Below are 26,242 nucleotides of genomic sequence, written 5' to 3'. Positions count from 1 at the left end.
GTGGTACATATCCTTTTTCAAGGACGTCATGCTGTTGTTTTACAAAGCAGATTTTAAACGTGAAACATTTCGATGGTAAACTCACTGCCGGAGTTAACGATTGAAGTAACCTGAATAGTACCATGATGCATTAGTACAATTTTCTCTGTCAGGGATAATCCTATTCCGTTTCCAGGGCTAAAGTCTTTATTTTTTCCTCTGTAAAATGCAGAAAATATATTTTCCAGTTCATCTTCACTAATCCCTATACCCGAATCTTTGAAAACCAGTTTAATTTTATCCTGATTGTAATTTATGCTCACTACACACTGGTGGTTTTCAGAAAATTTACAGGCATTTTCCATCAGGTTGATGAACGCAACTTTCAGCAAATATTCATTTCCTTTGACCGAGATATCGTCATCATCATCAATTTCACGTTCAAAAACGATATCTACTTTATAAGCTTCATTAATCTTAAGCACAGCTTCTCTTGCATCCATCAGCAATTCATCTGTCCTTAATTCTTTCATACTGACTGTGGTATGGTCATAGCTTGCTTTTGCAAGATCAAGCAAACCATTTGACAACCTGACCAGTCTTTGCGCATCGCTTAACGATAATCTGATGATCTCTTTATATTCTGACACACTTCTTTCCCTGATGAGCGCCAATTGCAATTCACCAACAATTGTAGCTAAAGGGGTCCTGAGCTCGTGAGAGATATTACTTACAAAGTTCTTCTGGCCATCAAATGATTGTTCCAGTCTGTCGAGCATGGTATTAAAGGTAGTTGCCAGCTCTCCTATTTCATCTTTTTCATTTTTAACCTGTACCCGCTTATATAAATTGGTTGCTGTAATCTCTTCTACCTTATCTACGATTTCTGCTACCGGATTTAAAGCTTTACCTACAAAATAATAACCCGCAGCAATCGTCAGGCTGATAATAATGATAAATGATATGATCAGAGTATACTTGAAGTCCTCTAACCTGCTCAAGCCATACTTATCATTTGCTGCTGCTGTAATGACGTAGGTTTGGCCTTTATGCTTGTATAAAAGACCTACAACCTGCAAAGAACCCTGATCAAAAGTGATTTCCTTTTGCCGGATAATCTGATCAATCATTCTCTTTGTTTCTTTAACTTTATCTATTTGTACCGCATCATGATAAAGCAGGTTAAAAGAGGTGTCATATACAGCGACTTCTTCTTCAAATAAAGAATTTATGGAATTTTTATAGATCAGCTGTAAGACCGCCGGAGGTACTTTCGCATCAAAAAGCAAATTAGCCTTTGTGATTGCTTCTCTTTTTAAATGTTTATAATACTGGTCTTTTCTGTTCTGAGAGGTAGAGACATAGATAAATACAGCAAATGCCAAAAGCAAAGCCCCGAAAAGTGTTAGAAATAATAACAGAAGCTTCGCTCTTATCTTCATCCTTCTTTAAATATAAAACCCATACCCGGTTTAGTATGAATTAATTTCACTTCATGGTTTTTATCTATCTTTTTCCGGAGATAGTTAATATAGACGTCAATAAAGTTTGTCCCCGAATCAAAGGTATCCCAAACCTTCTCTGCAATTTCAGTTCTGGATAATACCCTTTCAGAGTTTCCCATCATATATTCAAGCAAACGGAATTCTTTGGGCGTAAGGTCTACAGGGATGTCATTTCTTTTGACCAGCTTGGTTTCCAGATTCATTTCCAGATCTGCAAATCTCAAAATAAAACCCTGGTTAAAAGTATTACCCTGTGTCTGGTTTCTTTTAATTAAAGCCCGGATTCTGGCATGCAGCTCTCTGAAATCAAAGGGCTTAACCAGGTAGTCATTTGCACCAGCGTCAAAACCCTCTACTTTATCGTCTGTAGTTCCTAAAGCGGTCAGCATAATAATAGGAATATCAGGACGGGCAATACGCACTTCTTTGCAAAGATCAATCCCGTTAATCTTTGGGAGGATCAGATCCATGAGAATCAGGTCATAGGTTTTTGTGAGGGCCAGCTTCTTGCCCATTTCTCCATCAAAGGCAAGAGTAATATGAAATCCGAGTTCTTCCAGTCCCTTCTTAATCAGTTCGGCAACTCTTTGTTCATCTTCAATAACCAGTATGTGCATAAGGATGTAATTAAATGACAAATGTGGGCATAATTTCTCAATCTCAGGCCTTGATTAAATTACTATTAACACAAATACCTGCTCAGAATGCCTGTTAATATATCTATAATTAACAATTTCAATTTATCATTTTCAACTGAAAATAAAGGAGTTAACTACTTCGATAAGATAAGCGGATGATATGTTAAGCCATCATTATCAATGTGTAACGAACTTATTGCTAATCAGCATAATTTATAACTAAAAACACCAAAAGTTTAAGTATACATAATACTAAATTGGTTTAGTTTTAATAAACAAAGTTTAGTATTGCTGCATGAAAATAAAATTTACTTCAACCTAAATCCACGTCAATGAAACAGCTTTACAAGCAATTAAAACAAGTAATTACTGTATGCTTATTTTTGCTTGCCCCTATGACTCTGGCGGCACAGATTAAAATATCAGGTACAGTTACTGATGAAACCAAACAATCCTTACCTGGAGTAAGTGTTTTGGTTGACGGCACCAAACAAGGTACTGTTACAGACATGAATGGCCGCTTTCTTTTAACCGCAAGAAAAGGGCAGACCGTATCCTTCCAATATCTTGGCTACGAGAAAAAACAAATTATTATTGGTGAGGAGACTTTCATTAATGTCCTTTTAAAAAGTGATAGCAAAGCACTTGCTGAAGTCGTAGTCACTGCTTTAGGGATCAAGAAAGATACTAAAAAGGTTGGTTATGCCTTGCAGACCGTTAATGGTGATGATTTACTAAAAGCACGTGACCCTAATCCAATTAGCGGCCTGGTAGGAAAAGTCGCCGGTTTATCTGTTGGCCCCTCTGCTGAGGTATTGAGAGAGCCGAATGTGATGATCCGCGGTGATAAGTTAACTTTATATGTTGTGGATGGTTTTCCAATCAATACAGATACCTGGAATATCAGCCCTGATGATATTGAAACCTATACGGTATTGAAAGGCCCGGCTGCTGCTGCTTTATATGGAAGCCGGGCTGTAAATGGTGCGATTTTGATTACGACTAAAAAGGGCGATAAGAACAAAAGAGGATTAACTGTTGATTTCAATAGCAGTACAGTAATTAACAGCGGATTTTTGACTTTCCCACGTATACAGAATTCATTTGGTGCTGGTGAAAACACACAATATGTATTCGTAGACGGTAAAGGCGGTGCACCAGGTGGTGTGGATGGAGATTATGATGTCTGGGGACCTTACTTTGCCGGACAGTTAATCCCTCAGTATGACAGTCCTGTAATTAATGGGGTAAGACAAGCTACACCATACACGGCCAGAGGTAAAAACAATTTAAAGAATTTCCTGAAAACCGGTTATCAGACTAACAATAACATTTCATTGAGTGCTAACGGAGAGACTTATACGACAAGATTCTCTGTTTCACAATCCAAGCAGTCAAGTTATATCCCAAATAGCGGACTTAATATTGTCAATTTCAATATGTATGGTTCATTTAATCCAAATCCAAGACTAAAGATTGAGGGTAACCTGGATTTTAACAGACAGTATACGGATAATTTTCCTGATGCAGATTATGGGCCATCCAGTTTAATCTATAGTACAGCTATCTGGACAGGTGCCGACTGGGATGTGAATGCGCCAGATATTAAAGCGATATGGCAGCCGGGTAAAGAAGGTGTACAGTCACAATTTGCCGAATATCAGCGTTATCATAATCCTTATCTGATGACAGAAAAATGGTTACGTGGTCATCATAAAAATGATGTCTATGGCTATCTTTCTGCCAACTTTAAAATTGATAACCATTTGAACGCAACACTTCGTTCACAATTTGATACTTATAATATTTTACGTACAGAGAAGCTCCCATTTTCTGCTCACCCTTATGGCCGTGAAGGAAATCAGGGCGATTACCGTGAAGACAGGCGTAATTTATTTGAAAACAATAATGAGCTATTATTAAACTTCAATTATAACGTCAAAAATTTCGTGAACCTTTCTGGTTTGGTAGGAACAAACCTGCGTAATTTATCCTATAATTCAAGCTGGACCTCTACTGACTATTTGAATGTACCTGAAGTTTACTCTTTCAGTAATTCTAAAAATCCGGTACAGTCTACGAGTTTTAATTCGAGTATGATGGTACTTAGTGGTTATTTCTCGTTAGATGCTTCTTTTGGTAAGTATGCAACACTTTCTACAACCAGCAGGATAGACAAATCATCAGCTTTCCAAACGCCTACGACATATTATTATCCAAGTATTTCCTTGTCGACAGTAATTTCTGACTATGTAAAAATGCCCGCTGCAATTTCTTTTCTGAAAGCAAGAGCATCCTTCTCTAATGTACGTACAGATGCCAGCAGCGCAAGTATTGGCCCTGCCCCTTTTAGTTCAATTACTGCATTTGGCGGCCAAACCGGGGCTAACCTTACCAATAATCCATTGGGCTATGGTAACGTATATATGTCACCATATAATGGTCCTGACTATTCTTTGAATACTTCATTTAATATTAATAAGCCTTATAATAATCAGGCGGCAGGTTATGCTTCAGATTATTTGTATCAAAATGGGATCAAGACTACTACTCGTGTGAATTATGAGGAAGGGTTTGATGTTAAGTTTTTAGGGAACAGACTAGGTCTTAATGCAACTGCTTTCCAGTATATTGACGGCCCGAAGATTTTACCAAACCAGATTTCTACTGCTACAGGTTATACTTTGTTATACCTGAATGCTTTAAAAACGAAAAAAACTGGTTATGAGGTTTCTCTGAGTGGCACACCAATTAAAGACATGGATGGTTTTGGCTGGGATGTATTGGTTAACTGGTCAACTTATAAGCGTGTTTACAAAGAACTGCCTCCGGGACAGGATACCTATAATACTTTTTTCAAAGTAGGCGACCGTACAGATAAATTATATGGAACTGCTTTTGTGAAAACACAGGATGGACAGATTATTAATGATGCGGCAGGAAAACCAATAACCACTGGTGATGCTAACCACTTTCTGGGAAATATGAATTCTGATTACTCCTGGAGCATTTACAATAAATTCCATTATAAGAACTTGAGTTTAGGGTTTCAGTTTGATGGTAGTGTGGGTGGCAAGACTACGGATTACATGCATAATAAAACTATGCGTGGTGGTTCAAACATTGAAACTGCTGAGGGAGCATTAGGTGATGCACGTTATCAGGATTGGGCCAATTATGGTAAGGAAGGCTATAAAGGTACTTATGTTGGTGAAGGGGTTGTTGTTTCCAATGGCGCTTCTATCAATTATGATTCTAAAACTGGGGCAATCCTCAACTATGGTGACCTTGCTTTTGCGCCAAACACGACCAAAGTACTTGTTCAGGATTATGTAAGTAAATATTATGGTATCGATGAAGCCAACCTGATGAGCAAGACATTTGCAAAACTGCGTGAAGTAACTATCGGTTATGATCTTCCTAAGAAATTACTTGCGGGCACATTCATTCAAAAAGCTTCCTTCTCTTTAGTAGGCCGTAACTTATTGTATTTCTACAAAGACAAGAGGTTTAAAGATGTTGACTTAGATCAGTATAATGGAGAAACCCCTGCAACTGGCTTACAGTCCCCTACAGTACGTAGTTATGGCTTCAATATCAATATGACATTTTAATTCTCCTATATGAAAAAGATATTCAAATTTTATTCTCTGTTACCTCTTCTACTAGTTATTACTATTGCAGGCTGCAAGAAGGACTTTCAGGATAAAACTGTTAATAATAATAAACCGAATGCAGTACCGGCTTCTTTACTGCTCAATGGAATCTTAACTGGTAAGGGTTTAGTTGAGGGCCCGGATGGTTCTAAAGAAACAAATTGCCAGTATTACCTGAATAACTATGATTATTATGGCAATAACCGCTATGATTTTAAATATGGTGATGATTATTATACCGTGTTAAAAAACGTGGTTGAAATGGAAAAACAAGCAGCTAAAACTGGGAATGCGGTTAATTCTTATGCGGCACTGGGTAAGTTTTTCAAGGCTTATCTTTTCACTAAAATGAGCATGGAAATGGGCGATATTCCAATGACTGATGCATTGCAGGGCTTAACAAACCTTACTCCTGCTTATGATACGCAGAAGAATGTAATGCTACAGTCTCTGGCTTTACTGGAAAGTGCAAACACAGATTTAACTGCTTTAATCGCAGCAAAAGAAAACATTCTTGCCGGGGATATCTTCTTTAATGGTGACTTGCTGAAATGGCAAAAGGTTGTCAATACTTTTAGAATCCGCCTGTTGATTCAGCTGAGTAAAAGGGCTGATGATGATGCACAGTTAAATGTAAAAAAACAGTTTTCGGATATCGTCAGCAATCCAGGAAAATATCCTGTTATGGAAAGTGCTGCTGACAATATGCAGTACAATTACCTTCCTACTATTTCTACAAACTATTACCCACAGAATCCTGATAACTTTGGACAAAGCGGATCAAGAAAGAATACTTCTGCGACCTATATCGGGCTGTTAACTAAGCTAAAAGATCCAAGGGTATTCGTGACTGCTGAGCCTTCACGTTACCTGGTAGATAATTTGAAACAAAGTCCTACTGATTTTTCATCTTTTGTTGGTGCTGATGCTGGTGAAGATCTTGGGGTGATGTATAATAATGCTGGCTTACAGAAATACTCTTTCCTGAACAGAAAACGTTATTATTCAACTTACATTGGTGAACCTAGTATCCAGATTGGCTATGCGGAATTAATGTTTAACCTGGCTGAAGGTGTTTATCGTGGATGGGCAGCCGGCAATGCAGAGAATTATTATATAGCGGGTATCAAAAGTTCGATGGATTCCTATAAAATCCCTACTGGTACGGGATCATTTACAGCGTATTTTTACCGCCCCGGATCTAAAGATGTTACGCTACCTGCCAACTATGATACCTATAATATAAATGTAAACTGGGATACTTATTATAACCAGCCCGAGGTGAAGTATAATACTGCAAATGGGCTTACACAAATCATACAGCAGAAATACCTGGCATTGTTCCGTCATTCTGGCCTGGAGTCTTATTTTACGTATCGCCGCACGCTGATCCCTAAATTTACTGTTGGCCCGGGAACTGGAAATGGTGGCCGTATTGCAAGCCGTTTTCAGTATCATGAGTATGAACGTACAGCAAATGCTGCTAATTATCAAATTGCTATTCAGAGCCAGTATGGCGGTAATGATGATATCAATGGGATTATGTTTATCCTGAAATAACGGTTGTGATTGTTTAACAGAATTTATTATATTTTTTTTGAAAGGCGGAATTGTTCCGCCTTTCTGATTTTCAGCAAATTAAGAAATAAGCCGCTATTTTTCTTAATTTTATTTGCATATTTAATTGCATGTTAATATTAAATTTCTATCTTTGCACCTCCTTAAACAAAAGGAATTAATTGATTCCGTAGCTCAGCTGGTAGAGCATTACACTTTTAATGTAGTGGTCCTGGGTTCGAATCCCAGCGGGATCACGAAAGGCGCAAGAGATTGCGCCTTTTCTGTTTAAAATGTATTTCAAAAGGCATTTCTCAATAAATAATAAGTCATTTCAAACCATATGAAACCATTATAAATGGTGCCTTAACTGGTGCCCATTTGTAATCGGTAAATTTGGGCACCAGTCAAAAAGATTCATTAGACTCCAAATTATTAAGAGCAAGCTGTTACCGGGTTATCCGGCCATAAACAAGTTTTTAACTTTAACAGATTGAGAAATGAAAAGTAACCAAAACCTGTCAATTCTTTTTTGGCACCGTAAATCAAAAGCTGACATCAACGGCTATGCCCCTATTATCTGTAGAATTTCCATTGATGGAAACCAGATAGAGTTCTCTATAGCCAAAAAAATTCCTAGTGATAGATGGGATATGGAAAAGAAAAGGATCTTGCCTTGCCCAGAGGCAAAAAGCATCAATTCTGCATTAAACAGGATACAATGTGAGCTTGAAAAGCATTTTACCATACTACAGTCAAAGCATGAGGTAGTAAGCCCTTCAATGCTCAGGAACAGTTATAGAAACCTTTCTACAGATCATAATGGAGAAAAGAAAAAAACAGAAGATAAGATTCCAACCTTACTGGAACTGGCCTCTCTTCATATTGAGAACTTCACTTTACTAGTGGAAAAAAACCTGAGATCAAAGGAAACTTTAAAGCAGTGGAAATCCACAAAGAAAAAGATAGCTGAATTTATTACACACACTTTTAAATCAAAGGATCTTGAACTTTCAGAAATTGACCAGTCCTTTGCAAATAAATTTCACACCTTCTTAATTGTTAAAAGAAAACCATCCATTCAGGAGGCGGCAGCTATGAAGCAGATTAAAAACACTAAACAATTGCTCAACATCGCTGAAACTAATAAGTGGATTATTAATAATCCGATAGAGAAATTTAGATGTGGATCCGAAGAACCTGAAATTCTACCTTTAGAATTGTTTGAGGTCGAAAGTATCTGGCGCAAGAATCTTAGCATTGACAGGCTTATAAAAGTACGCGACGCTTTTATATTTCAGTGTTTCACTGGCTTCGCCTACCAAGATATATACAATCTGTCACCCCAAAACATTGTAAAAGTCGGGGCAGAAAATGAAAAGTGGTTAATCAAGGAACGAGGTAAAACAAAAGTCACCGAAATGGTGCCAATTCTCCCAATAATCACGGAAATTATTGCGAAATATAAGGACGATCCTTATTGCATATTGCATAAAAAGTTAATTCCCGTAAACAGCAATTTCAGGTACAATTGCTATTTAAAGGAGCTTTCTGACCTATGTGGAATTGGTCGGCCTCTTAATAGCCATTTAGCAAGACATACCTTTGCCGATTTGATGCTCAACACTATGGATTTCCCCCTAGAAGATGTAAGTAAAATGCTCGGACATAAGAACATCCGAACAACACAAAGATATGCTAGGGTCAAAAAGAATAGAATTAGTAAAAAAATGAACCTCTCCAAGCAGTTGTTATTTGATGCAGACGGACAACTTAAAAAGGCTGCATTTCCTCCGATCGTTTAAACGATATTTATAAATTTAAGGAGGTATTCACTTTAGGTTATTCCCTCCTTAAACTATTTGGCGTAATTAGCACTTTATGTGATTTTGCTCTAAATTAATGAAAACAAGTGTTATTATAATGATAATTTTATGTTTCAATAAAGTTACCTTATCTTTAATTTATGCAAATTTCAACTTATGTAGTATATGAATTAATATCAAGGCTACAGGAATTGAACCCTATCGTTGGAGAATACCTAAACTATAAATCTACAATGAACGGCATCCTGATTCTAACCTCAGCCGTTCAGATTGCAATGCCAGATGATATTCTTTTGCAACAGTTTAACGATCCCGCCTCCATTACCCAGAACACATTGCTAGAATTTGAATAACTTCAGTTCAGGAGTGCTATAGCGATCGCTACAGACTCTTTGCATGTGGATTTTTTTTACCAATATAAGCGACCATAAACCTATCAGATTTTTTATTGCATACTGAAACCAACTCCTTATTCCATAGATACCAACAATTATTTTTGGGAAGTAAAACTGGGTTAGTCTGTTGACTTCGCATCATGCCAGTTATCTTACCAGCTAAAGTGATACCAATACAGTATTACGTGGCCGTTAAATAATAACATTAAACAGGAAAACCGGTAAAGATAATTTACCTTTGAAATGAAGTAAAGCTGTTACTTCATCGCAGAGCGCTGAATCAGGCAGCTATGAAGGTTCGAGCCCTTCCTCGGCATCTACTCCTAATTCAATCGACATGGAAATCAACTATATTATCATTATACCTGTTATTTTCGTAGTCATCCTGCTTTTGGGCTGGTTGGTTTGGCGGAATATAAAGGATGAAAAGAAATTTGAAAAGGACATGAATGAGTCTGAAATTAAACCGGAAAAGCACGATGAAGACCATATATAGGCAGTAATAAATCTGATTAACAGACCACGACTAAATGCATGAAAACTGTTTTATCGGTTATAAGTTGCGCCTACCACATATTTTGCATAACAATGGTTTAATCCTTTTTAATTTGACAAGCAGTTCTTCGAGGAGCTTTACAGACCAAGTGCAAGCCTCACTGATGTTTTTTAAAACATATTTGCTGCCAAACCAAGGTTTTATTCTTAATATTAGTAATTCATGTTTTTTTAGGGACTAAAATCAAAATATTACTATTGTTAAGGCAAATAACTAGCTGAAAATGGAGATATTACAAAAAACAAGAAAAATAATAAAAGTTTCTGAATAAAACCCAGATCATGATGCATGTATCAAATGAGGTTTATCATATACTATTTTGGTTACGTTGAATTTCGCGTAGCTAAAGTCGCCTTTTTCTAAACGCCATATTGCTTCTATGATTGTGGGCACGAATATGCCGTTGACTTCCTTATAACCACTTAATTTACCTACCCAGGTCTCCATCTTATCTTTGTTCATATAACGTTTAGTTTCCATTTGGATAACCTCACCGATACTGTTAAACGTTGCAATGTAAAATAATGACATGCCGTTATAGCTAAAAGTAAGTTTTGCTGTATCCTTATCAATGGCTATCCAATTCAATTCGTCGCTGGGTAGCAGGTTTGTTGGAAACCAGACACTTTCAGCCAGCCAGCGCAATAGTTCTCCTTGATTAAAACTGTCACCGTACCCATCTAAGATATTATAGAGAGATAAAAGCGAAACGATCAGCCTACCTTTATCTGCGAGGTACATGTCACGGGCTGTGAAAAAATTTGTTGAACCTTTCCATATAAAGCCAGGCTTTTCGATGGTGAAATATTGTTCGCCTTTAATATCCATCCATGCTTTATCAAGGCCGGTTTTAAATTGCCCTTTATGTAAAAGACTAACGTAACTAATGTAGGGCTGTCCTTCTTTTAAAGCATATTTGAAATACCGTTGCACGGGTAACGGCAAGTCTGTCAATTGTTCATAACTAAACCTTTTGCCTTCAACTGACTTTGCTATTGCAAAAAGGTTCTTTACCATTTTATCGAACCGCATTGATAAGTTAACCCTCCCAATGATGACTACTATTAAAAGCGTACCAATTATTATCGCTGAAATGAGCATATCTTTTACTTTTAATTAGTATGATTTTTATACAGGCTTCTGACTGTTGGTGTCAAACTCACAAGGATTATAACCGACGCAAGAAACATGTAGAAGGTATGCATCCAGCTTACTGTTTGTATAAAAACCATTTCAAGCTGTATCCATGCGACGAGGATGAATGCCGTATAAATACTAAAAGTCCAGGACCAGTGCATATCTTTGAAGCAATTCAGCTTTTCCGCCAATTTGGATGTTGGCTTTTTTAATAGTGCAGGTATCACCAGCAACGGGCCAAGGCCAAGCAGGGCGAATAAAATAATTCCCGGTATCAAGAAACTATGAAACGGTGAATTCTTTAATATGGATGGTGGCATTCCTATCAGCGTTCCTGTGGGGGAGACAATCAAAGCACCACCACCACCAATGGCCCCGAAACCTAAAAAAGCCAATAAGCTCAATAGTATATTTCTTGCTGCTTTTGGTTTCATGTGTTATATTTTTGTGCATAGGAAAACATTGAAACAAGTTACAATTAGATCATTCGAACAAGCTGGTCTACCGTTCGCCTTAGCGAGACAGGTTCAGGATAATCCTTAACATATCCGGTTCGTAGCACAAACTGTATCGGATCATTTAGGCCGATGGATGCGTTCAGACTTTGATAAATGGATGGCTCTTCCAGTATTTGGGTCATCGGATGTATAGCGATACCTTTTTCTTTTACTTTTAGGAACAGCCGTTGCATCCGCCTCCCGGTTTCGATTAGGGAGCTTACAGAGTTATCTTTACTTGTTATTAAAAACCAACCTGCAGATGAAGCTACCTGTTTCTCTACCTGGTTAATATTCTGATTCCTGAAGTTTTTACCCATCACATTGGATTTTCCATAAAAGTTACGCACCACCCAACCAGAAATGCCCTCAATTTCCATACTGCCAGTAGTTAGGCCATCTCCGTATTTCTCAGCATCCTTACTAGAAAATCTGATCCAGTCAGCCAATTCTTTTTGCGCGGGATTACGATAGGATTGAATCTTGTTTGCTTCGATGGTTTGTTCGTTCAGATCATAATAGGACTTTGTCTTGTGTGGAATGAAATGAATGAGGTCCGGTTCATTATCAATTAATTGCCTGATGTGTTCAATTTTTAATCCCGCAGAGAGTATATTCGATCTTATCGTGCGGCGTTGTACAATGGTTTCAACATTATACTTGAATTGGTTACCCGATCTGATCAGTTGGACGCTCATTACTTTTTCATCCTGATTATTGCTAGCTATCAAACTGAATTGGCACCGGTAGCCCAGATAATCAGCGGCATATTCTAAATTTTGAATAAATGCACCGATGGAAAGTATAGTTTCCCTTTGCATCGGATCAACAGCGGGCAGCCATTTACTTTTATCGTTACAGATGATCCAGTGCAAGGGCTCAATATGCTGGATGAACCAGGGTTGTGTATTATGACCGCTCGGAGCCAGGGAAGCGAAGTATAGTATGCGCCGTTCATCAGCAGTTAAAGCAACTTTACTAACTTCATCTTTTGAAGTGTCTGATCTCACAAAATTAGTTTTATCGCTAAGTAGGTAATACGTTGTTCCCGCGAGAACTATAGATCCGCCTGAAAAAGCTAAAAATTCCCTCCTCTTCATCTAATGTGATATTTAATTTTATTCAAAAACTAAAATAGTCTTACCCCTATTCTGTTCAGTTATTACATATCTTTTTCTGTTGTTTTACCATCAAATTTGGCTTCGTGTCGTTCAGCATCATTTTTTGTGGCTCTTATGATGCCATCTTTATGTTGTGGTTCCGCATATATAGTGTACAGCTTCAGATCTTTTTTAGTATCTGTATTGATCACATTATGTTTAGACCCGGCAGGTACTATAATCACGTCGCCATCCTTTACTGTATAAACGGTTTCATTAATAATGCATTTTCCCTTACCTCCTTCAAACCGGAAGAACTGATCACTGTTGGCATGTGTCTCCAATCCGATTTCTTCACCCGGCTTTAAACTCATCAATACTAACTGAAGATGTTTGGCTGTATAAAGTACCTTTCTGAAGCTATTATTTTCAATGGCATCCTTCTGGATGTCTGTTTTAAATCCTTTCATTTGTGTTTTACTTAGCGTTTTAGCATGTATGTTAATGTTTTTCTTTTGTGTTGATCCTGATGTTTGGGCCGCTGCTTCAAAGGTATTTAGACCTACTAATCCAGCTGTTACTAGTGCAATTGGGAAAATTATTTTTTTCATGGCCATTTGTTTTTATAAAGGTGGTATTAATGAGTAGCTTTAGAAATGACGCCCATCATCTCTGGACATGATATAATAACATTTTCAGCACCCAAATCTTCAAAAGCTATTGCTTGCTTAAATTGAAGTTTATGCCTACGGTAAGATTTAGTCCTGCCCATATTAGGAGGTAAAGCATTATTCCAAATGGAATTAGTAAAATGATCTTCTGCATTAAAAAACTATAAAACGGACTTTAAATCTTCCCTTACAAGATTGCTTTATCATTTAGTGCAAGAGGTTAAGCTATCAATACCAAACCTGGCGGCAGGCCTAAAAATTTTCTCCTGTTCATGAAGTACTGCGATTTGTAAAAGTCTTTTTGGATGTCAGTCGTTTTCTCCATTTAAAAAGTTCAAACCATATTACCGACAACAAACCGATACCTGCACTTACGAGAATTTCAGGCAATTTTAACGGTACGAAACCAAAGAAATTTGCTAACGGGCTGAGGTAAATTAAGGACGCGGAAATAAATATGGTAATCCCGACGATTAGCAATACCAGATTGTTTTTATACTTGATCGTGGTAAGTATTGAATAATAAAATGACCGGTTGACCATTGTGAGTAAGATGTTGGCTGTTATCAGGCAGGTGAATACCATAGTTCGGGTCAACTGTTCATCTGCTCCTCTGGCTACGGCATATTGATAAGTAAACAACGTTCCACCTGTAATAACCAATCCCTGAAAGACACTCGTCATTAACTCCTTCCAGTTAAAGAAAGTGGTACTGAACGGGCGTGGCTTTTGCAGCATCGTGTTTTTCTCCATGGGTTCGTTCTCGTAAATAACAGAACAGGTTGGCCCCATAATCAATTCCAGGAAAATGATATGTACGGGAGAAAATATATTGGGGTATATCCAACCTAAGGCCAACGGAATAAATACGGTTAAAACAATTGGTATGTGGATGGAAATAATGTATTGTATCGCTTTTTTAAGATTGGTATAGATACGTCTGCCCATCGCCACAGCATCAACCATTTTAGAAAGATCATCCTCCAGTAATATGAGAGATGCGGCCTGCTTGGCAATTTCGGTTCCCTTTTTGCCCATGGCTATCCCTATGTTTGCGGCCTTTAGTGCAGGACCGTCATTTACTCCGTCCCCAGTCATGGCTACTATTTCACCTTCAGCTTTTAATGCGTTAATGATCCTTAGTTTAGCATCAGGAAACATTCGCGTAAAAATATTCACGGTCTCTACTTTCTCTCCAAGTTCTTTATCAGATAGCTCCATTAGCGCATCACCGCTAATGCAGTGGTCAAACCCTCTAAAATCAATTTGCCGGGCAATTGCGCCGGTGGTTTCCGCATTATCACCTGTGATAATCTTAACCGTGATACCTGCTTTATAAAAGTCTTGCAATACAGCGTTGATGTTCTTCTTAGGTGGGTCATAAAATGCAATTAAACCTTTAAAGGCGAACTGGAATTCCTGCTGAGTGGCAGGGAAATCAGTTCCCGCAAAATTTGCCTCTGCTACAGCCAATACCCGGTATCCTTCGGCAGCCATTATTTCAATTGCTGTTGCTACCTGTTTCTTCTCTTGGCTTGTTAAGTGGGAAATGCTGATTAGTGCTTCGGGTGCGCCTTTGGCCGCTATAATGCGTTGTCCGTTTTTATTTTCAAACAGATGTGTCATCATGGGGGGCTTACCACCTAGGGGATACTCGTGGATCATTCGATAATCACGACGCTCATCAGCAAGAACTGTTTTTGTATAGGCTTGATGCAGGGCGATTTCCATCGGATCGAAGGGTATCGGTTCACTGGCCCACATGGCTAATGTTATCAGATCCTGCTCAGCACCATTTGAAATCTTTACCATAGCGTCAGCTATACGATTCTGCTGCAAAGTATACACTTTTGCAAGGCTCATCTTGTTTTCTGTGATGGTACCTGTTTTATCAGTGCATATGACCGATGCACTGCCAAGAGTTTCAACCGTTTTCATTTGTTTAACCACGATACCCATTTTCATCAGCCGCCAGGCACCAAGCGCCATAAAGGTGGTAAAAGCAACCGGGATCTCTTCAGGCAAAATACTCATGGCGAGTGTAAGCGCTTTGATCAGGCTATCTAAAATATTTAAAGAATGAAAATAATTGATACCCCAAACGATTAGGAAAACGATCACCCCAACGATCACCATTTTTTTTACAAAATTATTGATCTGTAACTCAAGAGGCGTTTTCTCTTCCACAATAGACTCCAGGCTTTTGCCGATTTTCCCCAGCCGGGTTTGATTCCCTATGGCAGTTATGGTTGCAATGGCCAGGCCACTGGCTACGGTTGTGCCATGGAAAATCAAGTTGTCAACAGAAGACTGGTCTTTATAAACGGCGAATGATTCGCCTGTGAGGATGCTTTCATTGACCGAAAAATCGTTGGAGTGCACAATCATACCATCTGCTGTGATGGAAGTTCCTTCCTCTACCATCAGGCTGTCACCTATGACTAACTCTTCACTTTTTATTTCTAAGACTCCGCCATCTCTGATCACTTTGCACCTTGGCTGAGAAAAATCCTTTAATTTTTCGAGTGCGTTGCGGCTACGGGAGTCCTGGTATAAAGAAATCCCTGCTACGAGTACAATAGCTGAAGCCAAAAACACTCCATCACCCAGTTTTCCACTGATAAAATATATGCACGAAGTAACCAAGAGTAACATCACCATTGGCTCTTTTACCAATCCTTTTAGGGCATCAACAAATCCATTTTCTTTTTTAAACGACAGGCTGTTTTGCCCATACTTTAACCTTGCAGCAGTTACATCCTGGCGGCTTAAGCCCTGTACGTTAAAATTATTTACTTTCATGTACTATCAATTAGTAAGATTAAAGCCTTTTATCCCCTTTTACAATAATTTTTTAGTGGGTCTCAATTTGTCAAGTTAGATCATAAATCTATTTATTTACCATTAAAATCTAAATGACAAGCATCATTAATACACTTGATATCAATCACTTAAAACTACTTTCAAATGAATGATCTTTAATAAAAAAATCATGAACCAAACGCACATACACCTGTTGATCACCCATTTCCCTATTATAGGATGTATCTTGGGTGTACTTGTTTTGATCCATGGAATATGGAGAAAAAGCAACTCTACTTTAATGGCTGCCTATAGTATTTTGATAATCTCCGCTATCGGGGCCTGTATAGCTTATGCAACCGGTGAAAGTGCTGAAGAAACGGTCGAGCATATACAAGGGATCTCTAAAAATATTATAGAAGAACATGCAGCGTCTGCACTGCCATCGTTGATCGGCTTGATTGTGGTAGGAATAATTTCAATGGCCGGGGTATTTGTAACTTGGAAAAGCCATTCGTTGACCAGACCGTTTGCATGGATCGCATTATTTACTTCCTTAACAGCATTTGGTTTTGTAGCAAGGACCGGCTATTTGGGAGGACAGATCAGACATACAGAAATTGGCGCTAATTCAGTATCCACTTCTAAGGAAGTAAGTGGTAAAAAAGATGATTGAAAACTATAATCCATGGTAAAAGAAATGCCGGTAACCGTTAAACGGGCCATAGAATTGGTTGGCCTGTTTGTTTTAGGAGCTTCAATAGTGGCGGGAAATACGATCATTATGCCCTTGTTAATGGCCTTTTTCTTTAGCCTTGTGCTTTTGCCTGTATTCCGCTTTTTCAGAAGGCTAAAAGTACCTGAAGCCATTGCTGTTTTTTTACCGATCTTATTATTAGCGATTGCAATAGCGATGATTATTTGGCTTTTTTCCAGCCAAGTGGGCGCATTATTAGATGATTTCCCTAAAATACAGCTTACTGTAACTAAGCATTTAGATAATCTCAGTATCTGGATCAATAAGTCATTTGGGTATTCCCCAGCGGACCAGGTTAGCTTCATTAATATGCAGAGCAAAAAACTCTTTAACTCCCTTGGCGGCGTTTTAAGCGGTGCTGCAGGATCTTTATCGGGCATAATCATATTTATAGGTTTGCTTCCGATTTATATCTACCTGATCATCTTATACAGAAACATCTTTTTAAAGTTCATCCTGATGTGTTTTACAAAACAGGAGCATCAAAACGTAGAGAAAGCCATCCGGCAGATAGAAAAAATAGTTAAAAGCTACCTTATCGGGTTGTTGATACAAATCACTTATATCATCGTCCTATTAGGTGGCGCATTGTGGCTTTTCGGTATCCAGAATGCGCTGTTGATCGGAATCATTTTTGCTTTTTTGAACCTTATCCCTTATTTGGGGGCCTTAATTGGTAATATCCTGGGTATATTGCTCACCTTAGCATCCTCTGATAGTATTACAGATGTTGTAATCGTACTAGGAGCTATAACTGTAGTGCAATTTCTGGATAATAATATTTTAATGCCACGTATCGTAGGTTCTCAGGTGAAGATTAATCCGCTTGTTTCTATTGTCGGTATTTTCGTTGGAGGAGTCATGGCCGGTTTATCGGGTATGTTTCTTGCCATGCCAATACTGTCTGTTTTTAAAATCGTCTTCGATCACACCGAAAAATATAAGCATTGGGGAATACTTCTTGGTGATGAGAGACCTGCTAAAAGTCCAATGACGGTTTGATAGGTGATTTTTTCGATAATGCTTTATAAGCCTTGATCGTCAATAATGGCAACAGGCCAATGGTAATGGAAACCATCCATAATTTGAATGAAAGTATGGATAAACCTAAAACTATACGCATACCGGGGATAGCAAAGGCCATAAAGGTAAGGCCACTACATATCAGGATCGCGATCCAAACAAATTTATTCCTGGTAATTTCGTTATTCAAAAATCCAGAACCATTGGAAGACATATTGAATACGTGGAATAGCTGTGCAAAAACGAGCGTGATAAAGGCGATATTATTACAGGTCCGGTCGTCACTGTGAAGCACTTCTTTACAATAGATTACTGCAATGATCACAGCTAAGGTGATCGCAGCGGAATACAGGGCTATTACCAGCCATTTTTGGTTGGTGATAATATTTTTTTCAGGGTCTCTTGGAGGGCTTAACATCACAGTCCTATCCCCTGTACCTAAACCAAGTGCAAGTGCCGGGAATATATCTGTCACCATATTTAAAAACAAGATCTGTAGTGGAAGTAAAGTTGCACCGGGTACAGCTACACCTAAAACAGTTACAATGAATATTTCACTTAGGTTACAGGATACCAGATAAACCACAAATTTTTGAATGTTCTGAAAGATTTCTCTACCGTGCGCAACAGCATCGGCAATAGAGGTAAAAGAGTCATCTTTTAATATGATACTTGCCGTTTCTTTAGCCACCTGGGTTCCCCGGATGCCCATTGCAATACCTACATCTGCTTTTTTTAAAGCAGGTGCATCGTTTACACCATCACCTGTCATGGCAACGATAGATCCTGCCTTTTGAAAAACATCTGCTATTTCAAGTTTTTGTTTGGGTGAAGCTCTTGCAAAAACGGCCGTAGCCAAAATACGTTGTCGCCATTCTTTTGTTAATAATTCGGGCTTGGGCAATTCTTTCCCGGTAATTACCTCTTTATTTTTCTCGTCAATCAGCCCCACTTTTCGGGCAATATTTAATGCCGTTTGCGGATGATCGCCAGTGATCATCACCACTTTGATTCCCGCATTCCTGCAACTTAAAATAGCAGCTTTTATATCTTTCCGGGGTGGATCAAGAAAGCCCACCATGCCAATATAAACCAGGTCATCCAAATAATTGTGCACATTAAGCGAGTCATCCGCCCTGTAGGCAAAGGCCAGGACCCGCTGTCCGCTGGCCGACATTTCCTCCGATTTCAAAAGCAGAGCATTCTTACATTCGGCATCTAAATGTTTGATCAGGGTACCAAATTGTATTTGGCTACATTTTTCCAGCAATCTTTCCATTGAGCCTTTGGCAGCAGCAAAATATCCGGAGGATGTTTGATGCAGCGTACCCATCATCATCATCTCAGAACTAAAGGGTACTTCTGCGGTACGTACATATTCTTTAACCAATTCACCAGTATCTAAGCCGGCGGCAATGGCTGTTTGTATCAAGGCCACTTCCACAGGATCGCCGCTTATTCCATTTGAATCATTGCATAAGACACCGGTTAGCAGTAGTTTATTGTAATTTTCGGTACTTACCTTAATCTTTCCGGACAGAAATTTCAACTGTTTGTTTTCGATATGTACTTTGATGTTTTCTTCTGGAAATGCGAAGGTATCGGCATGGATCTTATTTTCGGTCAGGGTACCCGTCTTGTCTGTCAAAATTACCCCGGTGCTGCCCAGTGTTTCTACAGCAGATAGCTTCTTAACGATAGCATTTCGTCTGGCCATCAGCAACATGCCGTAGGATAGCGCCACTGTTGCCACTATAGGTAAGCCCTCTGGTATAGCGGCCACTGCCAGGGCAATGGATGTCTCGATAATGGTTAATATGGTCTTACCTTGAATAAATCCTGTGACCGCAAAAATAGCGGTCATGCCGAGTGTGATCCAGATGAGTTTCCGGCTTAACCTGTTCAGTTTTTTATCGAGTGGGGTTATCGTATCTGCAGAGCTTCCCACCAAAGTAGTAATGTTGCCTAATTGTGTATTTGCTCCAATGCCCGTGATGACCATTTGCCCATTTCCATTTATTACTGAGGTACCTTTAAAAACCATGTTCTGCTGATCACCGATAAGCGTATCTTCATCCAGCGGTCCGGTTATTTTGTTGGAGGGAAGTGATTCGCCGGTAAGTGAAGATTCATCGCATTGCAAGCGGTTAACGGCTATTAAACGGCCATCTGCTGGTACAATATCCCCCGCTTCCAGCGGAACAAGATCGCCTGGCACCAACGTTTCAGATGGAATTGATCTGGTTTTGCCCCCACGAATTACTTTTGCCAGGATAACATCCATTTTTTTCAACGCGGTCATAGAACTGCGGGCCTGCATTTCCATAAAAAAGCCGATCAGCGCATTGACAACAATGACGACCAGAATAGCGATGGTTTCTAAAAGATCCTTAAAGTAAATTGAAACAACTGCGCCAAAAAATAAAAGATAAACAATCGGGCTGTTGAATTGTGCTATCAGAATTTGCCACAGCGATTTTTGCTTTTGCGTTTTATAGGTGTTGAGACCATAGGTTAGAGAACGTTTGGCAGCCTCAGGCGCAGAAATTCCATTGTTGTTGTCCGTTTCGGAACGTTTAAGCACGGCTTCTACAGATAATGAAAATGGATATTCTAATGGGTAATTCATTTACTTATCTTCCTGCTTATTAAAGGTAAGTAATGGGATCTTGCCATAAAAAGAATATTCTTCTGCATTTGAAGGAAATAACAGTCGTTCAAACATAGATCTTGACTGGTGGGTAAATAAGACCAAAAGCGAGGGTTTACTCACCTTAATGGCATCGTCTATATCTTCAAGCAAAACATTGGTTATATCTCTTTTGGGATTTAGCAGGCTAACTTTATAGGCTGTTTTTTTCTGTAGTGTTGCTTCCATCAGGTCTTTATCAAATGCAAATTCATAGGGATATGAAATATGCATCATCTCTACACTGGCATGGATAGGCCTGGCGAAGGCCACGACTTTTTTAAGCTCGTTTTCATAATCGGTCATATCCGATGCGTAAAGAATGTGTTTTAATTCTGCTAAATGGTAAGCACTGGGTATGCATAAAACGGGGGTTGCAGAACTGCGGATCAGTTTAGATGTATGTGTACCGAGTATTTTAGTAAATGTTCCTGCGCCTCGGGTACTGATACATATATATGCGCAATTGTGCTTAATGGCATATTCCATAATTCCTTCTACCACATCGAGATTAGATACCATGACCAACTGATGCTGAATTTCGGATTCATGAATATCATGATATATATCGGCAATGAATTCTGTTAGTTCTGCCGTGATTTTTTTTATGAAGGTATCTTCGTATTCTTCAAAAGTTCTTTCGCTCCAACTGAAAGGCTTAATATTGTGGTAAATATGGAGGATGATCAGTTCTGCTTTACGCTGCTTTGCTAATTGGATAGCGAAACGGATCGCCGCTTTTGAATTGGTAGACTGATCCGTGGTAACAAGTATCTTTTCCATATACTAAATTTACAACCATTTTATTCCATATAGGTTGCTGAATATCAACTAAAAGCATGATCTTGGTCATGCTTTTAGTTGACCGCAACTACTTTATAGAGTTTCAGATTTGCGGAAAGATATATTTTCGTAACTCGTATAAAATTTTACTGTCTGTTTTTGGATTTAAGGAAACATAGTTTAAATTTCAATCAATCTTTGTGGTAGTCAATTTCAAGCAAAATTTACATCACTAGAACCGCAGCTCCGTTAATATCGCCATTGCGCACAGCAGCCAATGCCTCATTGGCCTGTTGCAATGGAAACAGGCGGGTTTCTATTTTTATTTTAATTTTGTCTGCAAGCTCAAAGAAATCATCCCCATCCTTCCGGGTTAGATTAGCAACAGAGCGGATTGTCCTTTCTTCCCAAAGCAGTTGATAGGCAAAAGATGGAATATCACTCATGTGTATCCCACCGCAGATAACAGCGCAGCCTTTATCAATATCCTTTAATGCTTTAGGAACAAGCTGACCAACCGGAGCAAAAATAATAGCTCCTTCTAATAATACAGGCGGTGGATCGGTCGAATTACCTGCCCATACTGCCCCCGTCCTGGTTGCAAATGATTGTGCTTCCAGATCACCATCCCGTGTAAAGGCATAAATTTCTTTACCCTCATGCTTTGCAATCTGCACCAATATATGTGCAGCTACACCAAAACCGTAAAACCCTATATGTTTAGCCTCTGGTCCAATCATTTGATAAGAGCGATAACCGATTAAACCAGCGCAAAGTAATGGTGCAGATGAAGGATGACCATATTGAGGCCCAAGATGAAAGCAATATTTCTGGAATGCCACTGTATATTCGGCATAACCGCCATCTATGGTATAACCCGTAAAAAGTGCATTTTCACATAGATTCTCTTGATCCTTAAGGCAATATTTACAATAGCCGCAAGTATAACCCAACCATGGAACCCCAACCAGATCGCCTGGTTTGAATGTAGTTACCTTACGACCTGCTTTTTCAACAGTTCCAATAATTTCGTGTCCCGGTATCAGTGGAAGTTTGGGATTAGCAAGTTCACTATCCATAATATGCAGGTCGGTGCGACAAACCCCGCAGGCGATAATCTTAATTAGTAACTTCTCTTCATTAGCTACCGGCAATGGCATTGTTTTGCGCACCAATGGCTGCCCAGCTATTTCCATCACCATAGCCTGCATTGTTTTCGGCATTGGAGCCAACGGAACGTTATGCTGCAGGGGGTTACTTTGGGATCTGGCTATGTCTTCCTCATTTTTGTTTTTCATCTTCATTAGGATTTTTTCGATAATTATATAACCACAGACTTGGTCAGGAGGCAACTGATTACTTACTGTCCTTTTCAGTAAATTTCAACTATTTAGCTCCAATAAAAATGATAGCCATCACCAAACCGGCTGACCAGCATCAATAAGGATATGCCGCTGAATGAGTAGGTTTGATTTATGATACATATCATTCAAAAGACTGATAGCCATCAAGTTTAGAACAATTTATTAGCAGAATCTTTGTATATATAATCTTATTATCATGACTACGACAATAGAAGACAATGCCTTAAACACAGAATTACAGGAACTTTACCTGATCACCAAACAATGGTCATCGGATCTACAATTTATTCATAATGAATCTGATATTCTCAAAAAATTATATCAGAAACATATAGAATATGAAGTCAACAAGAAACACATTATCAAATTCAATTCAATAGAACAACAACTCTCCCGGTTAAAATTCAAGCTTATTCATTTGCAAAAAAGACTAGAGCCATTAACTTATGGTCCAATAAAGGAAATTAAATTGAGTTTAATTGAAGAGCACCAGGTTTTAAACCACGAGATGGAAGAAATACTGATGACTTTTCATGCAGCTAAAAATGAATTAATAGGTCACACCCTGCAAAAATGAGATCTGATTTCAACTTAAACTAATATTAGTCCTATGAAAACCAGTCAAGATTCTGATCATACAAAAACAATACTTGTACTCACAGATTTTACAAAAAGTGCTTTAAACGCAACAGATTATGCTTTATTTTTAGCGGTCCAGTTAAAAACAAACATGCTGTTATTTCACTCTTACTATATCTCGGGATCAGAATTTGAATCCTCTCAAATCGTAGATTATGAATTATTGGCCCAGATCAGTAAATTAAATCTGGAAAAAGAGATGAACCGATTAAATACTGTTATAAATGCAGATACCAAAAATTTCAAACCCAGAATTGATTATTTGAGTGAAGGTGGCGGTGTTGTGGAAAATGTGTGCAGCATTATCGATAAGAAAAAAGACATTCTCATGCTCGTCATGAGTGGATTTAAATCACACAGCAATGATGATGTTCTGTTCGGAACAGAAATCACCGAGGTAGTAAGTAAAGCCAGATGCCCAGCGGTTATTGTACCAGAAATTGAATGTCTCAGGTTGTAAATACAAAAACCAAACTTTTACCAATTGGGTAGTTAGGGACTTAAAAAGGTCAAATGTACTGATCGAAATAACACGAATCATTTACGCTCGAATAGCCATTTGAAGGGTTTTACTTTATTTTCCGGACGGAGACCATATTGTTTAATGCTTTTTTCAACAATCAAAGCAACTGCCTTCTCAATACTGTCTGTAACCAGAAATAAATGTGGATCATCCACACTAATAGTAGCATTGCTTTTCATAAACTCAATATGATCAATTAGCTCCTGGTGATATTGCTTTCCAAAAATGACAATCGGAAAATTCTTTATGGTATGGTTTTTTTTAGATTCATTTATTTAAACATAACATAAAAACTGATGAGACACTGTTTGTTCCATTAAAATACCGGGAACTCATTTTCAGAAAAAACAAGTAGGGGAATATGAATGCTCCTGGAGAGGTTTTGCGTGTAACTGCTGCTAAATATGTTACCTGGAAAGTTATTTTTACGATGAACCATCGCAAATACATCAATAACTCCATTTCTGGCAATCCAGTTTAGACCCCGATTGATGTCTTTATCCTCAACATGGCGGTAATAGATTTTATGATAGTTAATCTTAGCTGTCACTTCCTTTAAAAAATTATCTATTTGAATTTGGTCAACTTTTACTCCGCTTATATGAACGATCAGAATTTCCGCATCAAAAGGACATGCAAAGCTGGCCAGTGACTGAATAAGTCCGATATCACCATCACTTAAATCACTTGCGAAAGCAATCTTGTTAACTGTTTCTGGAAACTCTTTAAAAGGGACCAGCAAAACCGGAAACCCTAACCTATTGTCTATCAAATTCTGACTATTACTACCCAGAAGAAATCTATTGATAGCCCCTGCACCAAACATTCCCATTACTACTAAGCTTATTTCCCTTTTTTTGATCACATCATTTACGACATTAGTTACGGAACCAGGGGCCACAATATAGTCAACAAGAGTAGTTGGACTATCGTTTTCTTCCTTTTCTGTTAAACTCAGGACTTGAAATTGAATTTGTTCAACTGCTGCATCGTAGGTACTAGAAAAATTATCAGGGGAATGTGAGGCTTTTGAGGCAATAGTTACTGTAGACGATACTTGAATCGCATGACACAAAACGAGATGTGCTTTCATTGCATTTGCCAGATATAGGGCATAACGAGCTGCAGTTTGTGATGGTGCAGAAAAATCGGTGGTCACTAATATTGTTTTCATCATTCTTTTTTAAGGTGTATATCTGAAAGCGCTGGTACGCTTCTTTTTAATGGCTGACGCTTGTTCATTGGATACATTGCAGCCTCCAGAGACTCATCGAGATGACGGATATCTTCATAAAAAACCGGAAGCCCATCTTTTATTTCACAGGTTAGATAGGGTACTCTTTGATGTCCGCCGCGCTCTGTATAGGCCTCTGCCCAACGCAAACGTTCCATATTGATTGCCACTTTTCTAGCTTCTGATTCAGGTGTTTCGTAACAATCACCCACATATTGACCTTTAATTAGCCGCATATAACTTTGTAAATGCACATAAGTTTTTGATTTGGGTTGCGCAGTTAATATTGCTTCTATGAAATTGATGTCCCCACGCGCTTTTGTAAGTTTAACTACGGTGTTAAACTCAGTGGTTTTGGTTATTCCATCTAACCTTTTTGCTGAAAAGTCAGGATTAAACTTACCGTAATGAAGATGATTCATTAAGGTAATGATGGCATCAGTCAACAGCACATCAAAACGTACCTGCTCTGTAATATTTCCTGTATCGGGATTATTGATTATGGTACGTAAGTTGTCATATATCAACTCTCTTGGATGGTAATCAGCATAAGACAATCCATACTGGAGTACACAATCCAATAGCATCATTGCTTCCCAAGTCTGTTTAAGCTGCTCTTTATTTTTAGTCCACATAGGCTGAAAGCCATTTTGATCGTAATAACGTTTCACAGACTTAGGATAATAAAGTTTGGATTGTTTAATCTGGTTCTTCAAGTTCACAGAAAATTCCGTTGAGATGGAATTACCCTGGCCATAAGCGAAAGGCATACTAATTAAAATGGTCATCAAGGATAAGACGGCAGCTACAATTTTCATAATCAAATATTCTGATTATCTGTCAGTTCAAGAATGATCAGCATCACCGAAGCCGTTGATTTACATCCAACTTTTTAACTTTTATGACCTTGG

The 26,242-nt window shown here is 38.5% G+C and carries 21 protein-coding genes and 1 tRNA gene; 9 read left to right on the top strand and 13 right to left on the bottom strand.

The genetic code is table 11. The features are described 5' to 3' along the window. Positions 1 to 53: 53 nt before the first annotated feature. Positions 54 to 1,421: a sensor histidine kinase gene (locus HDE68_RS21170; protein ID WP_183884226.1), complete on the bottom strand. Its 1,368-nt coding sequence runs from the start codon at positions 1,419 to 1,421 to the stop codon at positions 54 to 56. Further along, on the bottom strand, positions 1,418 to 2,101 hold the full coding sequence (locus HDE68_RS21165) for a response regulator transcription factor (RefSeq protein ID WP_183884225.1): 684 nt from the start codon (positions 2,099 to 2,101) through the stop codon (positions 1,418 to 1,420). The genes HDE68_RS21170 and HDE68_RS21165 overlap by 4 nt, the downstream gene beginning before the upstream one ends. A 353-nt stretch (positions 2,102 to 2,454) precedes the next feature. Here HDE68_RS21165 and HDE68_RS21160 point away from each other — a divergent pair, with 353 nt between their 5' ends. From HDE68_RS21160 to HDE68_RS21140, 5 genes are all read left to right on the top strand, one after another. Continuing rightward, the gene (locus tag HDE68_RS21160; RefSeq protein WP_183884224.1) at positions 2,455 to 5,736 is read left to right on the top strand and encodes a SusC/RagA family TonB-linked outer membrane protein; all 3,282 of its coding nucleotides are present in this window, start codon (positions 2,455 to 2,457) and stop codon (positions 5,734 to 5,736) included. A gap of 9 nt (positions 5,737 to 5,745) precedes the next feature. Further along, positions 5,746 to 7,338: a SusD/RagB family nutrient-binding outer membrane lipoprotein gene (locus HDE68_RS21155; protein ID WP_183884223.1), complete on the top strand. Its 1,593-nt coding sequence runs from the start codon at positions 5,746 to 5,748 to the stop codon at positions 7,336 to 7,338. Between the two features lie 181 nt (positions 7,339 to 7,519). After that, positions 7,520 to 7,592 (top strand) — tRNA-Lys (locus HDE68_RS21150). A 243-nt stretch (positions 7,593 to 7,835) separates the two neighbouring features. Then, positions 7,836 to 9,140, top strand: a complete 1,305-nt coding sequence (locus HDE68_RS21145; RefSeq protein WP_183884222.1) for a site-specific integrase — start codon at positions 7,836 to 7,838, stop codon at positions 9,138 to 9,140. A 753-nt stretch (positions 9,141 to 9,893) separates the two neighbouring features. After that, a complete protein-coding gene (locus tag HDE68_RS21140; RefSeq protein WP_183884221.1) occupies positions 9,894 to 10,052 on the top strand; it encodes a hypothetical protein in 159 nt (52 codons plus the stop codon). Between the two features lie 339 nt (positions 10,053 to 10,391). Here the strand turns inward: HDE68_RS21140 and HDE68_RS21135 are convergent, their stop codons facing one another. The 5 genes from HDE68_RS21135 to HDE68_RS21115 form a co-directional block, all read right to left on the bottom strand. Beyond that, positions 10,392 to 11,213: a DUF6544 family protein gene (locus HDE68_RS21135; RefSeq protein ID WP_183884220.1), complete on the bottom strand. Its 822-nt coding sequence runs from the start codon at positions 11,211 to 11,213 to the stop codon at positions 10,392 to 10,394. Positions 11,214 to 11,224: 11 nt separating this feature from the next. Beyond that, entirely contained in the window at positions 11,225 to 11,683 is a 459-nt protein-coding gene (locus HDE68_RS21130) for a hypothetical protein (protein ID WP_183884219.1), read from the bottom strand. A 44-nt stretch (positions 11,684 to 11,727) separates the two neighbouring features. Beyond that, positions 11,728 to 12,756: an Acg family FMN-binding oxidoreductase gene (locus tag HDE68_RS21125; RefSeq protein ID WP_317617722.1), complete on the bottom strand. Its 1,029-nt coding sequence runs from the start codon at positions 12,754 to 12,756 to the stop codon at positions 11,728 to 11,730. Between the two features lie 152 nt (positions 12,757 to 12,908). After that, positions 12,909 to 13,457 carry a cupin domain-containing protein gene (locus HDE68_RS21120; protein ID WP_221300863.1) on the bottom strand — a complete coding sequence of 183 codons (549 nt, stop codon included), beginning with the start codon at positions 13,455 to 13,457 and terminating at the stop codon, positions 12,909 to 12,911. A gap of 330 nt (positions 13,458 to 13,787) precedes the next feature. Continuing rightward, on the bottom strand, positions 13,788 to 16,319 hold the full coding sequence (locus HDE68_RS21115) for a cation-translocating P-type ATPase (protein WP_183884217.1): 2,532 nt from the start codon (positions 16,317 to 16,319) through the stop codon (positions 13,788 to 13,790). A gap of 190 nt (positions 16,320 to 16,509) precedes the next feature. On the opposite strand from HDE68_RS21115, the gene HDE68_RS21110 reads away from it, so the two are divergent. Both HDE68_RS21110 and HDE68_RS21105 read left to right on the top strand, forming a co-directional pair. Next, positions 16,510 to 16,995, top strand: a complete 486-nt coding sequence (locus HDE68_RS21110) for a DUF2231 domain-containing protein (protein ID WP_183884216.1) — start codon at positions 16,510 to 16,512, stop codon at positions 16,993 to 16,995. 12 nt (positions 16,996 to 17,007) lie between these two features. After that, on the top strand, positions 17,008 to 18,078 hold the full coding sequence (locus HDE68_RS21105) for an AI-2E family transporter (protein ID WP_183884215.1): 1,071 nt from the start codon (positions 17,008 to 17,010) through the stop codon (positions 18,076 to 18,078). On the opposite strand, the gene HDE68_RS21100 is transcribed toward HDE68_RS21105, so the two are convergent. From HDE68_RS21100 to HDE68_RS21090, 3 genes are all read right to left on the bottom strand, one after another. Beyond that, positions 18,056 to 20,728: a cation-translocating P-type ATPase gene (locus tag HDE68_RS21100; protein WP_183884214.1), complete on the bottom strand. Its 2,673-nt coding sequence runs from the start codon at positions 20,726 to 20,728 to the stop codon at positions 18,056 to 18,058. The two genes, HDE68_RS21105 and HDE68_RS21100, sit on opposite strands and share 23 nt — an antisense overlap. Further along, the gene (locus HDE68_RS21095; RefSeq protein WP_183884213.1) at positions 20,729 to 21,571 is read right to left on the bottom strand and encodes a universal stress protein; all 843 of its coding nucleotides are present in this window, start codon (positions 21,569 to 21,571) and stop codon (positions 20,729 to 20,731) included. Between the two features lie 224 nt (positions 21,572 to 21,795). Further along, complete coding sequence (locus tag HDE68_RS21090; RefSeq protein ID WP_221300858.1) at positions 21,796 to 22,869, bottom strand: zinc-dependent alcohol dehydrogenase family protein; 1,074 nt, start codon at positions 22,867 to 22,869, stop codon at positions 21,796 to 21,798. A 262-nt stretch (positions 22,870 to 23,131) separates the two neighbouring features. Between HDE68_RS21090 and HDE68_RS21085 the strand changes: the two genes are divergently transcribed. Further along, entirely contained in the window at positions 23,132 to 23,512 is a 381-nt protein-coding gene (locus HDE68_RS21085; protein ID WP_183884212.1) for a hypothetical protein, read from the top strand. Positions 23,513 to 23,545: 33 nt separating this feature from the next. Beyond that, the gene (locus HDE68_RS21080) at positions 23,546 to 24,034 is read left to right on the top strand and encodes a universal stress protein (protein ID WP_111636046.1); all 489 of its coding nucleotides are present in this window, start codon (positions 23,546 to 23,548) and stop codon (positions 24,032 to 24,034) included. 77 nt (positions 24,035 to 24,111) lie between these two features. On the opposite strand, the gene HDE68_RS26415 is transcribed toward HDE68_RS21080, so the two are convergent. From HDE68_RS26415 to HDE68_RS21065, 3 genes are all read right to left on the bottom strand, one after another. Next, entirely contained in the window at positions 24,112 to 24,276 is a 165-nt protein-coding gene (locus HDE68_RS26415) for a hypothetical protein (RefSeq protein ID WP_221300857.1), read from the bottom strand. A 137-nt stretch (positions 24,277 to 24,413) separates the two neighbouring features. After that, a complete protein-coding gene (locus HDE68_RS21070; protein WP_183884211.1) occupies positions 24,414 to 25,274 on the bottom strand; it encodes a universal stress protein in 861 nt (286 codons plus the stop codon). Then, the gene (locus HDE68_RS21065) at positions 25,271 to 26,149 is read right to left on the bottom strand and encodes a hypothetical protein (protein ID WP_183884210.1); all 879 of its coding nucleotides are present in this window, start codon (positions 26,147 to 26,149) and stop codon (positions 25,271 to 25,273) included. The genes HDE68_RS21070 and HDE68_RS21065 overlap by 4 nt, the downstream gene beginning before the upstream one ends. Between the last annotated feature and the right edge of the window lie 93 nt (positions 26,150 to 26,242).

Origin of the sequence: Pedobacter cryoconitis (assembly GCF_014200605.1) — a bacterium.
GTDB classification, from domain to species: domain Bacteria; phylum Bacteroidota; class Bacteroidia; order Sphingobacteriales; family Sphingobacteriaceae; genus Pedobacter; species Pedobacter cryoconitis_B.
The sequence above is the reverse complement of the archived record's forward strand: the minus strand, read 5'-3'. Positions and strand labels throughout refer to the sequence as shown.

What these genes read in the sequence shown, in the direction of transcription:
- HDE68_RS21160 (WP_183884224.1), top strand. Translation starts at nt 2,455, where the DNA reads ATGAAACAGCTTTACAAGCAATTAAAACAAGTAATTACTGTATGCTTA.
- HDE68_RS21080 (WP_111636046.1), top strand. Translation starts at nt 23,546, where the DNA reads ATGAAAACCAGTCAAGATTCTGATCATACAAAAACAATACTTGTACTC.
- HDE68_RS21165 (WP_183884225.1), bottom strand. Translation starts at nt 2,101, where the DNA reads ATGCACATACTGGTTATTGAAGATGAACAAAGAGTTGCCGAACTGATT.
- HDE68_RS21105 (WP_183884215.1), top strand. Translation starts at nt 17,008, where the DNA reads ATGGTAAAAGAAATGCCGGTAACCGTTAAACGGGCCATAGAATTGGTT.
- HDE68_RS21090 (WP_221300858.1), bottom strand. Translation starts at nt 22,869, where the DNA reads ATGAAAAACAAAAATGAGGAAGACATAGCCAGATCCCAAAGTAACCCC.
- HDE68_RS21170 (WP_183884226.1), bottom strand. Translation starts at nt 1,421, where the DNA reads ATGAAGATAAGAGCGAAGCTTCTGTTATTATTTCTAACACTTTTCGGG.
- HDE68_RS21120 (WP_221300863.1), bottom strand. Translation starts at nt 13,457, where the DNA reads ATGAAAAAAATAATTTTCCCAATTGCACTAGTAACAGCTGGATTAGTA.
- HDE68_RS26415 (WP_221300857.1), bottom strand. Translation starts at nt 24,276, where the DNA reads ATGAAAAGCAATGCTACTATTAGTGTGGATGATCCACATTTATTTCTG.
- HDE68_RS21135 (WP_183884220.1), bottom strand. Translation starts at nt 11,213, where the DNA reads ATGCTCATTTCAGCGATAATAATTGGTACGCTTTTAATAGTAGTCATC.
- HDE68_RS21085 (WP_183884212.1), top strand. Translation starts at nt 23,132, where the DNA reads ATGACTACGACAATAGAAGACAATGCCTTAAACACAGAATTACAGGAA.
- HDE68_RS21130 (WP_183884219.1), bottom strand. Translation starts at nt 11,683, where the DNA reads ATGAAACCAAAAGCAGCAAGAAATATACTATTGAGCTTATTGGCTTTT.
- HDE68_RS21155 (WP_183884223.1), top strand. Translation starts at nt 5,746, where the DNA reads ATGAAAAAGATATTCAAATTTTATTCTCTGTTACCTCTTCTACTAGTT.
- HDE68_RS21140 (WP_183884221.1), top strand. Translation starts at nt 9,894, where the DNA reads ATGGAAATCAACTATATTATCATTATACCTGTTATTTTCGTAGTCATC.
- HDE68_RS21070 (WP_183884211.1), bottom strand. Translation starts at nt 25,274, where the DNA reads ATGATGAAAACAATATTAGTGACCACCGATTTTTCTGCACCATCACAA.
- HDE68_RS21145 (WP_183884222.1), top strand. Translation starts at nt 7,836, where the DNA reads ATGAAAAGTAACCAAAACCTGTCAATTCTTTTTTGGCACCGTAAATCA.
- HDE68_RS21115 (WP_183884217.1), bottom strand. Translation starts at nt 16,319, where the DNA reads ATGAAAGTAAATAATTTTAACGTACAGGGCTTAAGCCGCCAGGATGTA.
- HDE68_RS21065 (WP_183884210.1), bottom strand. Translation starts at nt 26,149, where the DNA reads ATGAAAATTGTAGCTGCCGTCTTATCCTTGATGACCATTTTAATTAGT.
- HDE68_RS21110 (WP_183884216.1), top strand. Translation starts at nt 16,510, where the DNA reads ATGAACCAAACGCACATACACCTGTTGATCACCCATTTCCCTATTATA.
- HDE68_RS21095 (WP_183884213.1), bottom strand. Translation starts at nt 21,571, where the DNA reads ATGGAAAAGATACTTGTTACCACGGATCAGTCTACCAATTCAAAAGCG.
- HDE68_RS21100 (WP_183884214.1), bottom strand. Translation starts at nt 20,728, where the DNA reads ATGAATTACCCATTAGAATATCCATTTTCATTATCTGTAGAAGCCGTG.